Origin of the sequence: Streptomyces sp. WAC 01529 (genome assembly GCF_003945545.1) — a bacterium.
In the GTDB taxonomy this organism is placed as follows: Bacteria; Actinomycetota; Actinomycetes; order Streptomycetales; family Streptomycetaceae; genus Streptomyces; species Streptomyces anatolicus.
Genome location: NZ_CP029617.1, coordinates 1,453,665 through 1,468,048 on the forward strand (window position 1 = coordinate 1,453,665; position 14,384 = coordinate 1,468,048).

The following is a 14,384-nucleotide window of genomic DNA, read 5'->3' on the forward strand; positions in this document are numbered from 1 at the left end:
GAGAGGGCTGACGAAGCGACGACACATGCTACCCGGGGCGCGCCCGAGGCAAACGGGATCTTCGCTCTCCCCGACATGGCGCAATGCTTTCCCTGACCGGATGTTTACTGCTTGACCTCCGGCCAGGTGGCGTCTTAGGGTCCCGAATCTGGCCAATGCGTATGACGCGGCCCACTGCGGAACCTCCGGCGGACGGTTCGCGGCGGAGGCCCGAAGGATCGCGCACGTAGACGGCGAGGGGGACGTATCAGTGGCTCACGAGCGTGCGGCTCTGTCCTCCACCCCCGAGCCCCCGCCGACCGACACGCGGGAAGTGCTGGGACTCCCCCGGCCCTTCTGGGTGCTCTGGTCGGGCACCCTCTGCAATCGCGTCGGTACGTTCGCCGCGCCCTTCCTGGTCATCTATATGACCGAGCGTCAGGGCATGTCGGTCGCCACGGCCGGTCTGCTGATCACCCTGCAGGGCGCGGGGATGATGGTCTCGAACATCGTGGGCGGCTTCCTCGCCGACCGCTTCCAGCGACGGCTGGTGATCGCCTCCGGGCTGTTCCTCACGACCGTCGTGCTGCTCCTGCTGGTCGCCGCGGACACCGTCGCCCAACTCGCCTGCGTAGTAGTGCTGTTGGGCCTGGTGGGCGACCTGCACCGGCCCGGCCTGAACGCGCTCGTCGCCGACCTCGTACCGGAGAACCGACGGGTTCGGGCCTACAGCATGCTGCACTGGGCGAGCAATCTCGGCATCCCCGTGGCGGGCGTGGTCGGCGGCCTGCTGAGCCGGGACCACCTCCCTCTGCTGCTGGTGGCCGACGCGGCCACGACCGCGCTGTTCGGCGTTGTCGTGCTGCTGGGAGCGGTGGGCCGGCCCGCCGGGAGTGAGCCGGTGCCCGACAGGACCGAGGGGCTCGGCCCCGTGCAAGCAGAGGGCGTCGACCCGAGCGCCACCGGAAGCCGCCGCGATGTGCTCCTCAGGGATCCGCTGCTGCTCGGCTTCCTCCTGGTGACGTGCGGCGTGTTCGCCGTGTACTTCCAGAACTTCACCACGCTGCCGCTCTCCATCGTCAACGGCGGCATGACGGCGGCCGACTACGGCTTCGCCATCGCGTGCAACGGCATCGTCGTCGCCGTATGCCAGCCGCTGGTGCTGCGGTTGATGGAGAAGCACTCCGAGACCACCGGGCTCGTCGTGTCGTACGCGCTCACCTGCGGAGGATTCGCCCTCACCGGGCTGGTCGGCAACCTGCCGCTGCTCATCGTCACCGTGGTGGTGTGGAGCCTCGGCGAGATCGGCTTCACCTCCCTCGGCCCGGCTTTCGTCTCCCGGCTGGCACCCGAGCGGCTGCGCGCCCGCTACCAGGGCATCTACGGCAGCGGTATCAGCGCCGCCGCCCTGCTCGCTCCCCTGGGCGGCGCGTCCCTGTACGGGCTCGGACCCGGCGTGCTGTGGGGGACCTGCGCCGTCATCGGCGCCGCCGCCGTCGTGACGCAGCTCTTCATCAGCCGCGCCGCCGACCGCCGCCTGCCCGCCGCAGTGAAGGAGGCCGCGTGACCCTGGCCACCGAGCAGTTGAGCCAACTCCCGCAGTACGCACGGGAGTTACGGGACAGTCCGTTGCGGCACGTCACCATCCCGGAGCTGCTTCCGCACTCCCGCGCCCTTCAGCTCAGCGCCGAGCTGTCGGACCGGGCCGCCTTCGACGACGCGTGCGGTCTCGTGCCCACGGACCCGCGGGCGCTGGCGGAGACCAAGGGACGCCATGTGACCTTGCGCGAGTTCCGTGCCGCGCCCGCCGAGGAGCGCTACTACTGGATGGGATCGACCCGTTCGTGGTCGTACCGGCCGGGGCAGCGGAGGCTGGACGGCTCGTGCCCGCTCACCATGGCCGAACTCGCCGACCTCCTGGACTTCTTCCGCGCCGTCAGCGGCTCGCCCCTCACCATGATCCGGGTCATGGGGCGGCAGTACGCCGAGGGCAACTTCATCGGCCCGCACAGTGAGGACCGGCTCGGCCGCGTGCTCAGCGGCCACCTCTTCCTCACGCCCGGCTGGTCCGCCGCCGAGTCCGGCGGTCACCTGGAGATCCAGGCGGGCACCGGCCGGCCGCTCCGCATCCACCCCGACTTCAACACACTCACCGTCTTCGACGTGCGGACCGTGACACGCAAGTCCATCACCCGCGTCCGCGCGCCCACTCCGCTCCACGAGCTCCAGTTCTGGTGTTACGCCCAGAGCACGTCCTGGGCCACCGCGGAAGGGACTGCCGGACCATGCTCTGGATAGACGACCTCGTATACCTCGACCCGGATTATCTGCGCACCAGGTTCCGGCCCGAGGCGCAGGGACTCGCACCGCGGGTGATCGCGACGGCGCTGACCGGCGCCAAGCCGCGGACCCGTGAGCATGTCCTGGCGCATCTCCCCGACGCCGACACCGACGCCGACGCCACGGCCGCCACCGCTGATGTCCTGACGGCCCAGACCCAGGTGCTCTCCGTCTACTTCTGGGAGATCGTTTATCGCAAGCACCCCCAGATCTACCGGCTCTTCTCGGCCTGTCAGGCCGTCCCGCTCCATGAGGCGTTCCCGCTCGGGGAGTTGAGGGGGAAGGACGTCGTCGACATCGGCACCGGGACCGCCAAGGTGATCGGCCACCTCGCCCCCGTGGCCCGCAAGGTGTGGGGGTTCGACCCCGCCGGTCCGCTGCTGGACATCGCCCGGGACGCGTACCAGGACCAGCCGCACGTCTCGTTCGGCATCGGCACCTTCGACGACATCCCGCTCGACGACGCCTCCGCCGACGCCGTGGTCTCCTGTTTCGCCTACCAGTCCTCCGAGGAGCGCGGCGGGCTGCGCGGCCTGGCCGAGATCCGCCGGGTGCTGCGGCCGGGCGGACAGGCCATGATCGCCGTCTCCAACTCCCGGACCGAGGCGTTCCTGCGCGCGCAGGGCATGGTCGAGCGGGTCACCCCGTCGCCGGTGGTGTGGAGCCGGCCGGCCGACGCGCCGCCCTTGCTCGACCGGCTCTTCGAGCTGGCCCATGTCCGCTTCGACGGCTCGCCCACGGCTGTCGGGGACCGCCTGCGGGTCTACGACTTCCCTCGCTGACAGCCCAGCCGCCTCCCGAAGGAGAGCCCACACCATGACGGCCACCACCCGGCACGCGATCCGGATCGCCGATCTCGGCGACGACTGGACCCGCCTCGCGGACAGCCTCTACGCGCTGCCCGCCTGGCTGGCCACGGCCGAGCGCCCCGAGGTGGACCGCCACTATCTGGTGTTCGACGGCCACAGCGAGGGTGCCGAGCCGACCGGTGGCCTGGTGGCCTATCCGACCGGCCCCGACGGCTGGGTCTTCAACAACCCGCTGGCACTGCTCTCCCAGCCGCAGCCCTCACTCGTGCCCCATCTCACCGCCGACGAACGCCAGGTGCTCGAAGGAGCGCGGCCCCAGCTGTCCGAGGCGCTGGCCGAGCTGTACCCCACGCTGGTCAGCGTGTTGCCCGGCGGCTATCTGCCCGGCCTGCTGCGCGACCGGACCGCGGGACCGGAGGTGATCGACGAACTCCTGTGCGCACTGGAGGACTTGGCGGACCGTCAGGGCGCTCCGAGCGTCGCGGTGATGCACGTGCCCGAGGCCGAGGCCGCGGGGGATCTCGGCCAGGCTCTGCTCGCCCGGGGCTATCTGCCGTTCGCCGCCGTCGGCGACTGTGCGCTGCGCACTCCCTGGCAGAGCCTGGACGGCTATCTGGCGGATCTCCACACCGACCGCAGGCGCAAGTACCGCAGCGAGATGCGGGCCTTTGCGCGCGCCGGGATGGAGCTGCGCGAAATCCCGCTGGCTGAATTCGGCGAGGCACACGCTTCACTGCACACCCTGCATATGAAGCGGTACGGCCACGAAACGGACGACGCGGCCTCCATGCGGCTCATCGAATCCATCAAGAAGCACTTCCCGGACAGTGCGCGCGTGCTCCAGGCGGAACGGGACGGACAGCTCTGCGGATTCGTTCTCTTCTACGCCGTGTCGGGCGCTTACCACCCCAAGATGATCGGCATCGCGGAAGGCGAGAAAAAGACTTTCACCTATTTCAATCTCTGCTATTACGGGCTCATCCAGCTGGCCGTCGAAGAATCCGTACGGGAAATCTTCTACGGTCCGGAGGCTTACGCCGCCAAAGCTCTTCGGGGCTGCGCGCTGGACGTCCGGGTCAGTTATCTCCGCGTCCCGGATTCCGTGCGCGATCTCGCGGCACCGGTTGCCACCGTCCTCGATGCCGCCCGGCGCCGCGAACTCGCGTCGTACCCCTGGGCGGCCGGCCCCGCCTCCGTCACGGCACAGCCATGAGCCACCCAGTCGCCCGATGACCCGCCGGCCAGGCGCCGGTGGCGGCACCGGGTGCGGAGGCCCTGCCTCCGCGGCACCGTCAGTGCGCGTCCGGAACACTCCGGAGGCGCTTTTCCTCAGGTATCGAAGGAGAGACAGATGGCGGATCTGCAGACCACTCCCGACCTCGAAGGGGTCGATGTCGCCGAGCTGATCGAGGCGATCAACGACCCGGCCAAGGCCCAGGGGCTCATGGACGCCCACGGGTGGACGCAGGACGACCTGCTCGCCCGCGCCGAGGCCGTCTCCAAGCAGCTGACCGCTGCCATCTCCAACGTCAACGTGGTCTGACGTAGGTGAGGTGACGTCCTGACGCAGTGACGTCCTGACGCAGTGACGTCCTGACGCGGTGACGTCCTGAGAAACACCGGCGGAGGGGCATGCCGCGGCGCGCCGCGGAGTGCCCCTCCGCTCCCCGGCCGGATTCACTTCGCAGCCTTTCGAAGGAAAACGTCTGTGACCACCCTGGAAGAGAAGGCCATCGGCAGTCGGCAGGCATTCGCGTCCTACGTCGCGGAGGTGCTGGCGACCACGCTGGCAGCCGGCACGCCCATGGCGAACGGATCGCCCCTGCACCCCCACGGATTCCGGCTCAGAAACCTGTTCGGCGACGAACCGGTGCGCCCGCTCGACCCGCGTACCACCGCCCTGCCTCTCCACCTGGCCCACCTCGAAGCGCTTCTGACGGTGACCTCTCCCCTAGACGGCGGCCTCAGCCTCCACGAGGGAGTGGCCGTCACCGGAGGCAGCGGTGCGGCCGTCGGGGACCACGTGGAGTGGGACCACCGCGCCGACGTCTCCCCCGACTTCGTCTTCTCCTACCCCGTGGCCGAGCCGGGCTGCGACCACGTCTCCGGCGACGAGCGGCCCCCCTACCCCGTCGCTCTCCTCACCGCCCTCCTCGACAGCGTGGAGCTGTGCGACGCCGAGGGCCGCGAGGTCTTCCCTGACGCCCTGCGCACCCCCGACGGCGTCTTCCCGATCGCGGTGGCACACCCCCGCGTCCCGCCGCCGCTCGGGCACCGCAGCGACGGCAAGAAGGGCACCGGGGAGCGCCAGCCACTGCACAGCGTGGCGGCCACCGAGGCGACGATCGTCACGCTCGCCCGGCACTGGGGCCTGCTCGCTCCGCAGCTGACGTTCCGGCACCGCGGCGAGCGCCCGTGCACCGTCGACGGCTTCCGGCTGCGCGACCTGAAGGACTGGGTGATACCCGCCGACGGCCACCCGGCGGAGGTCTACGAGTACCTGGCGCGGGTCTGCAACGTCTCCTGCGAGTTCTGCTACCTGTACGGCAATCCGCAGACCCTCGCGGTCGCCCGCGGCCAGAAGGTGATCAAGGACACCGAGCTGGAGACCCGCCTCAGGTACTACGACCCCAAGGGCCGGAGCGGGCTCTTCCACGCCCAGTGGGAGATCAACGAGTTCCTGGTCGACCCCAAGGTGCATCAGCTGCTGCCCGCCCTGCGGGAGCGGACCGACGACGCCCTGTACTTCATCACCAACGGCAGCCCGCTCAACGGCCGTGTACTCGACCTCCTCGAAGGGGTGCAGCCGGCCCACCTCATCGTCTCCATCAACAGCCTCGACGAGGACCTCCGGGGCTCCGTCATGAACGAGCGCAGCAAGCAGACGGGGACCGCCCTGACCGCGCTGCGGGAGCTGGCCGCGCGGAAGATCCCGTACGGCATCAGCCTCGCCGCCTTCCCGGACTTCCCGATCGAGGACCTGCGCCAGACGATCAAGATCGTCGACGGTCTCGGCGCCGGGTTCGTGCGGGTCAATCTGCCCGGCCACACCCGGAACCTGCCGTACCAGGGCAGCTTCGACACCGATGAGCTGTGGACCTCGGTCATGCGTGCCATACGGAAGATCCGTACGGAGGTCTCCGTGCCGGTCTTCTCCATCCCGAGCGCGCTGGAGGAGAACCACCACACGGACGACCCGCTCGCCGCCCGCGTGGTCGGCACCGTGCCCAACTCGCCCGCCGCCCGCGCCGGACTGCGCAGTGGCGACGTGATCCGCGGGATCAACGGTTTCCCGGTCCGTACGCGCGCGGACGTGGTCCCGCTCCTGATGCTGCTCAAGGGCAAGGCCGGGCTCCTGGTGGAACGGGAGGGCGAGGAGCTCCGGCTGGACATGGCCGAGCAGGACTGCGCTTACCCGTACGCCGGTCACGTGCTGTGCAAGTACCTGTTCCCGTGGGGGGTGGTGGTCGCGCCCTGCCTGAGCGCCTCGGCCGCCGCCCAGATCCGCTCCGAGATCGACCAGGTCTCGGCGGGCCGCACATGGATGCTCACCTCCGCGCTGATGCGGCCCGCCGCCGAGGCGCTGTTCCGCCGGTTCGACCCGGAACTCCTCGACCAGGTCGAGTTCGTGGAGTCCACCAACGAGTTCCTCGGCGGCAACATCCGGGTGATGGACATGTCCACCATCGGTGACATCTGCCAGGCCATCGAGGCGCGGGCCGTGACCGAGGGGCTGCCCGACCTGATCCTCATGGCCGAGACCGGGTTCAACCGGCACGGCCGCGATCTGCAGGGACGCCACTGGCGCGACATCGAACGCCACCTGGGGCGCCCCGTCCGGCTCATCAGGGCCAGCAGGTTCACCTTCTAGCCGGCTCACCACCAGGAGAAGCCATGGACTGGACCGCATTCGTGGCCGCGCTGGACGACGCGGCCGACCCCGTCAGCCTCGCGGACACGCTCTTTCGCGAACTCACCCACGTCGAGACCGATCTGGCGCGGATCGTGACCGAGGCGGACGAGGCCACCCAGCTGCGTGCCGTGCACAGGATCAGGGTGCCCGACACCGAACCGATGGCCTGGCCCGTGCTCAGCCGCCCCGGCCGGTACGACATCGTGCTCAACCTGTACGACCGGGACCGCTTCGACCGGATGCTGAAGGCCGGGTCCATCAGCCCCCACCGGCACCACTTCTCCTTCGCCTCGGTCGTCCTGCACGGTGGCTTCGCGCACTTCGTCTACGCCAACGACGGCGAAGTGGACGAGCCCGTGCTTCGGCCGCACCTGAACGAGTTCGTCGGACGCGGCGGACAGCTGCTGCTGCACTGGGCCACGTACCACTGCGTGCTGTCCCCACGCCCCGAGACCGTGTCACTGATGGTCCGCGGCGCCCCGGTGGCCGAGAACCCGTTCACCGGCGACGACACCTACACCGTGGAGCATCTGCGCCTGGACCGGGACCGGTTGGCCGAGGCCCTGCGCGTGGCCGACCCGGCGCGGGCGGCCCAGGATGCGTGAGCTCGTCGACTCCGCGGCGCTGCTCGCGGACCCGGAGGCGTTGCGCGGCAGGTTCGCGGAGGACGGATACGTATTCCTGCGCGGGCTCCTCGACCCCGCCGTCCTGGCGGACGTCCGCGGGCGGATCGCGGCGATCCTGGCCCGGCACGGCTGGGTCGACGACACGGAGGGCACGGCCCGGGTCACCGGGCGGCCCGAGGACCGCGCCGACTTCCTCCTCGCCTACCGCGAGATCCAGGCGCTGGAGCAGATGCACCGCGCCGCCCACGAGAGCGCCCTCACCGCGGCGGCCAGCGCCCTGCAAGGGGAGGACGTCTTCTGCCATCCCGGGAAGTTCGTCCGGGTGGGATTCCCCCAGCCGTTCCGGCAGATCGAGCCGAACCAGGAGTACCTGATAGCGCAGAGCACCCCGCGGATGGTCACCTCGTGGGTCCCGCTGGCGCCCTGCCCGCCCGGATCCGGCGGCCTCGCGGTGCTGCCGGGCTCCCATCTGGAGGGGTTGCGCCGACCGGACCTGCCGGTCACGCCGGAGTTCTTCTTCCACGTCGCCGACGACGACCCGCGCTGGACGAGCGCCTCCTACGAGCCCGGTGACGTGCTGATGTTCCACAGTCTGACCGTCAACGCCTCGCTGCCGCAGGAGTCCGGGCAGGCCTGCCTCGCCATGGAGCTGCGCCACCAGCCCGTGAGCCGTCCCCTGCGCAGCGGCCTCGCCCTGCCGCACATGTTCCCGAAGCTGCCCAACTGGAGCGTGCTGACCGAGGGCTGGTCCGACAGGGGCTGGGTGGAGCTGCCGCTCGGCGTGCGGGTGCGGACAGTGCCCCGGGAGACCGACTTCGAGAGGATCGAGTTCCAGCTGATGCTGGAGACGGCGCGCGAGGGGGCGTAACCGCATGGACATCTCACCGATCACCGACATCCCCGGCCGGGACCGGCTGCTCGTCGACGCGGCGAGCCCCAGCTTCACCGAGGACGTGGTGGAGCGTGTCAGGGCGTACGGGGTGGCGTTCGTTCCGGGCTGGCTGACGGACGTGAAGTCGGCCGCCGACGAGTTCGACACCGCCTTCCGGGTCGAGCAGGGCGAACCCGAGGGCCTGACCGACACCGGCAAGAACCTCTCCCGGCGCTACGGCAGGACGGTCACCGGCGAACAGCTCAAGCTGACCATGCCGGAGGTGGGTGAGCGGCACAAGGACATCGCGGAGATCTTCCGGTCGCCCGCGCTCGCCGACATCGCGAACGGGTATCTGGGCACGCCGAACACCCTCAACCGGTGGGTCATCCTCACCCACGACTACCGTGCCGCCGACGAGATCCTGGACTTCCACTTCGACGACATAGGGACCCTGAAGTTCCTCGTCTACCTCGACGACGTCGACGAGAACAACGGCCCCTTCGAGGCCATCCCCGGGACACATCTGCGCACCCGGGACATCCGCATCCAGGAGTGGCTGCGGCTCGACGACTACAACAAGATCCGTTTCAAGGTCTTCAGCTCGTTCTCGGAAGAGCTGTTCTACGTCCTCTACGGCCAGTTCAAGATGTTCCTGCGGGCCAAGCGGGTGCAGTTCACGGGCCCGGCCGGCTCGCTCGCCGTGTTCGACACCGACACCCTGCACCGCGCCGGGTATCTGGCGCAGGGCAGGCTCCGGAGGGTCGCGCGCTCCTCCACCTACCGGGGCTTCTACCCGTAGCCGTCCGGCGAACCGGCCCTCGATCCGCGCCTGTCCGGCTGTTCGCGACCGCGCACGCGACGGCGCGTGTCGTGGCGAATGCCGGGTGAGAGAGCACGGCTGAGGCTGATGCGGCGAAGTCGTGGCGGCACTTCCCACAAGGGGAGACATCAAGCCACTTGCCTCGGCATGCTGGGGGGACGCGACGCCGGGGAGGTGTCGGCCGGTGAGGGGTCCCTCGCAGTTCACGGTCGTGTCGATCTTCGTGCTGACCGTGTTGGTGGTTCCGTTGACCACCAACATCGCCAGCAACTCCGTGCCGGAGAAGATTCGGCCACACCTGTGGCTGGCCTGGCCCCTCGCCGTCGCGGCGGCGGGAATCGCGGCCGTGCTGGAGGCGCGCCGCCGCCAGGAGGCGGCGGCGCACCCGCACCCCGGGAGCGAAGGTGAGGAGCGGCTGCGCCACGCGGCGCAGGAGCTGGCGCAGACAGTTCACCGCCAGTGGAGTGCCGAGGCGCAGACACGCGTACTGCACCGCCCGCAACCGCTCCAGGTCAGTTGGTCGTCGACCGGCCGCCCGGTCACCGCGTCCGCCGCCGCGGTCCTCGGTGAGGGCGCGGTGGGCGGGCGGCCGTTGCGGCTCCGCCTGCGCGGCGGGGTCGAAGACGTGGCGGAGAAGTACCTGCGGCTGCCCCAGCGCCGACTGGTGCTGCTCGGCGCCCCGGGGGCGGGCAAGACCGTGCTGGCCATCCTGCTCACCCTGGGACTGCTGAAGCACCGAAGCGCCCACGGAGGGCCGGTCCCGGTGCTGTTGTCGCTCTCCTCGTGGGATCCGCGCACCGAGCACCTGCACGCGTGGGTGATCCGTCGCCTCGTCGAGGACTACCCGGCACTGGTGAACATCGAGATCTTCGGCCCCCAGGCAGCGTCCCGCCTGGTCACCGACGGCCATGTCGTGCCGGTCCTCGACGGCCTTGACGAGATCCCCGCCGAACTGCACACCGCGGCGATCGAGGCACTGGACCAGACCCCGCCCGGCTCCCCTTTGGTGATCACCTGCCGCAGTCAGGAGTACGAGGCCGCGGTGGCCGCCGACGGCACGGTGCTGACCGCCGCGGCGGTGGTCGAGCTCGAACCGGTCGGCGTGCGCGAGTTCGCCGCGTTCCTGACCGAAGGCGGCGTCGCGGGCGCGGACCGATGGACACCGGTGCTGGCCCACATGCGCGCGGCTCCCGACGGGCCGCTGGCCCAGGCGCTGTCCTCACCGCTCATGGCAGCCCTGGCCCGCGTCATCTACGCCCCGCCCGCAGCCGATCCCGCCGAGCTGCTCGACACCGCCCGATTCGGCGACCAGGCCGCCGTCGAGGGGCACCTGCTGGACGCGTTCATCCCCTCCGCCTACACCCACCATCCGCCCCCGCCCCCGCCCCCGGATGTCCGGCCGAGCAGCGATCTGCGCCAATACCCACCGGAACTGGCCTGCCGGTGGCTGACGTTCCTTGCCACCAAGATGGAGCGGCACGCGACGCGCGAACTGGCCTGGTGGCAACTGCACTGGATCGTCCCCACCACCGTGCGCCGAGCCATCGGCATAGTGCTGGAGCTGCTGACAGGGGCTGTCGCCGGGCTCGGTGTGGCAGTCGGGGCAGGCTTCTCCGTCGGCATGACGGCGGGACTCGCGGGCGGCTTCAGCGCGGGCCTGCTGGCCATGGCTCCCTCCCACCCCGGTTACGTCAACCTCCAAATACGCGGCCGGATAAGGCTGTTCGGCAGAAAGCTCGTCCTGGGCCTGGCCGTCGGCCTCACGATGGGAGCCGGAGCCGCCTTCGCCTTCGGCCTCGCGGCGGGCCTGGGGGTCGACATGGGAGGCGGGTTGGAGCCCGCGATGAAGACCTCCGGTATAGCGGGCCTGAGCGTCGGGATCGCCTTCGCGGCCATGATGTGGCTCAACACCCCGGCCGACACCATTCGCTCTCCCAGCGCCCAGGCCTCGCTGCGCAACGACCGGCTGGTCAGCGGCGTCAGGCTCGTCGTGGAATCCCTCAGCGCGGGCCTGCTGGCCGGCCTCGCCGCCAGACGGTACGGCTTCGGGGCCGACGCCGGCCTCACCTGGGCCCTGACCGCCGGACTCGGCGGCGGTTTCGCCGTGGGCGTGGCCGGGCGCCTCGCCGGGCGCTTCCAGACCGGCCTCGCCGCCAGTACGTGGGGCTGGTACTCGCTCAGCCGGGCCTGGCTCGCTCTGCGCGGCCACCTGCCCTGGCGGCTGATGCGCTTCCTCGACGACGCCCATCAGCGCGGTGTCTTGCGCCAGGCGGGAGCGGTGTACGAGTTCCGCCACGCCCGCCTCCAGGACCGGCTGGCCGATCGGCACAGGGCGAGGGCGGATTAAGGAGAGCGGCGCTCAGGAAGGCCGTGCCATCGCCTTGACGAAGGCGCGTTCCACGTCCGCGGCGGAGAGCACTCCGTAGATCTCGCCGGAGTCCTCGACGACGAGGTACTCCGTGGCGGGGGTGGCCCGCAGGGTGTCGAGGAGTTCCTCTCCGGAGAGCTCCGCGGAGATCCGCATGCCCTCGGTGATGTCCTGGGCGAGGCCGCTGACCGTGACCCAGGGGCGGCGGTGCTGGGGGACGGAGACGATGGCGGCCTCGCGGACGACCGCCATCGGGTCGCCGTCGGGGTCGACGACGACGAGGGCGCGGGCCCCGGCGTCGTTGGCCCGGCGCAGCGCCTCGGAGAGGGGCGTGTCGGACTCGACGGGGACGGCGCGGCGGGTCAGGGTGCGGGCGCGCAGCTCGGGCAGGTGCTCGCGCAGGCGGGCCATGCGCAGGCTGTTCCCGGCGCCGGTCCAGATGATCGCGGCGAGGATGGCGGCGAGCAGGGCGTCGGTCACGGTGTTCATGCCGCCGATCTCCTGGGCGTCGCCACCGAGGGCACCGGACTGGTTGAGCAGGGGCAGCCCGATCAGTACGGAGATGGCGAGGGCGCGGCCCACCCAGGCGGCGGCGATGGTGCCGCTCATGGGCTTGCCGGTGATCTTCCAGACGACGGCGCGCAGCATGCGGCCGCCGTCCAGGGGCAGGCCCGGCAGGAGGTTGAAGGCGGCGACGATGAGGTTGGAGATCATCAGTCCCGCGAGCAGGACGCCGGGGACGGTGCCGGGCTCGACGAGACCCATACCGGCGTAGAAGACACCGGCGAGCACGAGCGAAAGGAGCGGGCCGACGAAGGCGAGGACGAATTCCCGCCCCGGGGTCTCGGACTCCTTCTCGATCTCCGAGACTCCGCCGAAGAACTGGAGCTGGATGCGGCGCACCGGCAGCTTGAAGCGGAGGGCCGCGACGGTGTGGGCCAGTTCGTGGACCAGTACGGAGGCGTAGAAGGCGACGGCGAAGAAGAGCGAGACGAGGTAGCGGGTGCCGCCCAGCTCGGGCAGGACGCGGTCGAGCTGGGCGCCGAAGACCCAGGTGATGAGGGCGGCGACGAGGAACCAGCTGGGCGCGACGTAGACGGGCACGCCGAAGGGCCTGCCCATGAGCAACCCGCCCCCCGGCCCCTTGGGGGCCTTGCCGGGAGCCGGGGGCGGCGATCCCTTCCCGCCGCCCTTCTCGTGGGAGGCCCGTACCGGCGCGGCGGGGCGCGGTGCGGTCCGGTGGGTCTCGGGCGGGGTCTTCGTCAGGGAGGCGGGCCGGTGCTGCTCGGGCTTCCGGGGATCGCCGGGGGCCCGGCCCTCCTCCCCCTGCTGCCCGGCGGCGGGGGACGCGCCGGTGCCGCCCTGGTCCGGCTGGGCGGGGGACACATCGGTGCCGCCCGTCTCCCCCGCCTCGTACGTCTCGTATGTCTCGTACGTCTCACCGGTCTGACGCCGTGCCCCGGCCTCCGCGTCGGCCGGTCGCTTCGGCTCAGCGGGTCCGTCGGCCGGGACCGCGGGGTCTTCGGCCGTGTCGACCGGGCGCCCCGGCTCGGCGGTGCCGGCCCTGTCGCTCGGCCGCAGGCCCTCGGCGCCGTCGGACTGCGGCCTGCCGCTCTCGCCGCTTTCGTCCACGATGTCCCCTCGTTCGAAGCGTCCCTCGCCCCGGTATGGCGCGATTGCCTGCACGATCATGCAGGGCGAGAGGGTCTGCCGTCGATGGTATGCGGCTGTTGTCAGTGATGGGTCGTAGGGTCTGTCCTCATGGAAACCAGCACCGAAGGTGCCGCGGCGGCCGTGCGCCCGGCATCCCTGTCGCCCTCACGCGCGGGCGACTTCATGCAGTGCCCCTTGCTCTACCGGTTCCGGGTGATCGACAAGCTGCCCGAGAAGCCGAGCGAGGCCGCCACGAGAGGCACGCTGGTGCACGCCGTCCTGGAGCGTCTCTTCGACGCCCCCGCGAGCGAGCGCACGGCGCCGCGCGCCAAGTCGCTCATCCCCGGCCAGTGGGACCGGCTGCGCGAGACCAAGCCGGAGCTGACCGAGCTGTTCGCCGACGATCCGGAGGGCGAGCGGATGGCGCGCTGGCTGTCGGACGCGGAGAAGCTCGTCGAGCGCTGGTTCACCCTGGAGGACCCGACGCGCCTGGAGCCGGCCGAGCGCGAGCTCTTCGTGCAGGCCGAGCTGGAGTCGGGCCTGAAGCTGCGCGGCATCATCGACCGCGTCGACGTCGCCCCTTCGGGGGAGGTCCGCATCGTCGACTACAAGACGGGCAAGGCCCCGCGTCCGGAGTACGCGGAGGGCGCGCTGTTCCAGATGAAGTTCTACGCCCTGGTGGTGTGGCGGCTGAAGGGCGTGGTCCCGCGCCGTCTCCAGCTCGTCTATCTGGGCAGCGGTGACGTGATCACATATGACCCGGTCGTGGCCGACCTGGAGCGGGTGGAGCGCAAGCTGCTCGCGCTCTGGGAGGCGATCGAGCTGGCGACGGCCACCGGCGAGTGGCGGCCCCGGCCGACGAAATTGTGCGGTTGGTGCGACCACCAAGCGGTATGTCCGGAGTTCGGTGGGACTCCCCCGCCGTATCCGCTTCCGGTGAGGGCGCCCGAGTCCGCCGAGGGCGAGCAGGGCAGAATGGGCCCGGGCTAGCTAAGGAGTGTT

General features: G+C 70.7%; 12 protein-coding genes. 11 read left to right on the forward strand and 1 reads right to left on the reverse strand.

Going from position 1 to position 14,384, the window contains the following annotated elements; genetic code table 11:
• Positions 1–250 precede the first annotated feature (250 nt).
• The 10 genes from DMA15_RS06580 to DMA15_RS06625 all read left to right on the forward strand — a co-directional run bounded on the left by DMA15_RS06580 (position 251) and on the right by DMA15_RS06625 (position 11,708).
• Positions 251–1,546: an MFS transporter gene (locus DMA15_RS06580; protein WP_164551698.1), complete on the forward strand. Its 1,296-nt coding sequence runs from the start codon at positions 251–253 to the stop codon at positions 1,544–1,546.
• Complete coding sequence (locus DMA15_RS06585) at positions 1,543–2,277, forward strand: 2OG-Fe(II) oxygenase (protein WP_125511711.1); 735 nt, start codon at positions 1,543–1,545, stop codon at positions 2,275–2,277. Before DMA15_RS06580 ends, DMA15_RS06585 begins: the two co-directional genes overlap by 4 nt.
• Entirely contained in the window at positions 2,265–3,101 is an 837-nt protein-coding gene (locus DMA15_RS06590) for a methyltransferase domain-containing protein (protein WP_125511712.1), read from the forward strand. The genes DMA15_RS06585 and DMA15_RS06590 overlap by 13 nt, the downstream gene beginning before the upstream one ends.
• Positions 3,102–3,135: 34 nt before the next feature.
• A complete protein-coding gene (locus DMA15_RS06595; RefSeq protein WP_164551699.1) occupies positions 3,136–4,341 on the forward strand; it encodes a peptidogalycan biosysnthesis protein in 1,206 nt (401 codons plus the stop codon).
• A gap of 138 nt (positions 4,342–4,479) precedes the next feature.
• Positions 4,480–4,671: a hypothetical protein gene (locus tag DMA15_RS06600; protein WP_125511714.1), complete on the forward strand. Its 192-nt coding sequence runs from the start codon at positions 4,480–4,482 to the stop codon at positions 4,669–4,671.
• Between the two features lie 165 nt (positions 4,672–4,836).
• The gene (locus tag DMA15_RS06605; protein ID WP_125511715.1) at positions 4,837–6,999 is read left to right on the forward strand and encodes a PDZ domain-containing protein; all 2,163 of its coding nucleotides are present in this window, start codon (positions 4,837–4,839) and stop codon (positions 6,997–6,999) included.
• Positions 7,000–7,022: 23 nt separating this feature from the next.
• On the forward strand, positions 7,023–7,646 hold the full coding sequence (locus tag DMA15_RS06610; RefSeq protein ID WP_125511716.1) for a hypothetical protein: 624 nt from the start codon (positions 7,023–7,025) through the stop codon (positions 7,644–7,646).
• Positions 7,639–8,535: a phytanoyl-CoA dioxygenase family protein gene (locus tag DMA15_RS06615; RefSeq protein WP_125511717.1), complete on the forward strand. Its 897-nt coding sequence runs from the start codon at positions 7,639–7,641 to the stop codon at positions 8,533–8,535. Before DMA15_RS06610 ends, DMA15_RS06615 begins: the two co-directional genes overlap by 8 nt.
• Before the next feature lie 4 nt (positions 8,536–8,539).
• A complete protein-coding gene (locus DMA15_RS06620; protein WP_125511718.1) occupies positions 8,540–9,340 on the forward strand; it encodes a phytanoyl-CoA dioxygenase family protein in 801 nt (266 codons plus the stop codon).
• A gap of 205 nt (positions 9,341–9,545) precedes the next feature.
• Positions 9,546–11,708, forward strand: coding sequence for an NACHT domain-containing protein (locus tag DMA15_RS06625; protein WP_164551700.1), 2,163 nt, complete (start codon positions 9,546–9,548; stop codon positions 11,706–11,708).
• 12 nt (positions 11,709–11,720) lie between these two features.
• On the opposite strand, the gene DMA15_RS06630 is transcribed toward DMA15_RS06625, so the two are convergent.
• A complete protein-coding gene (locus DMA15_RS06630) occupies positions 11,721–13,421 on the reverse strand; it encodes a site-2 protease family protein (RefSeq protein WP_240659694.1) in 1,701 nt (566 codons plus the stop codon).
• Between the two features lie 69 nt (positions 13,422–13,490).
• Between DMA15_RS06630 and DMA15_RS06635 the strand changes: the two genes are divergently transcribed.
• The gene (locus tag DMA15_RS06635) at positions 13,491–14,372 is read left to right on the forward strand and encodes a RecB family exonuclease (RefSeq protein ID WP_125511720.1); all 882 of its coding nucleotides are present in this window, start codon (positions 13,491–13,493) and stop codon (positions 14,370–14,372) included.
• The last annotated feature ends 12 nt before the right edge of the window (positions 14,373–14,384 follow it).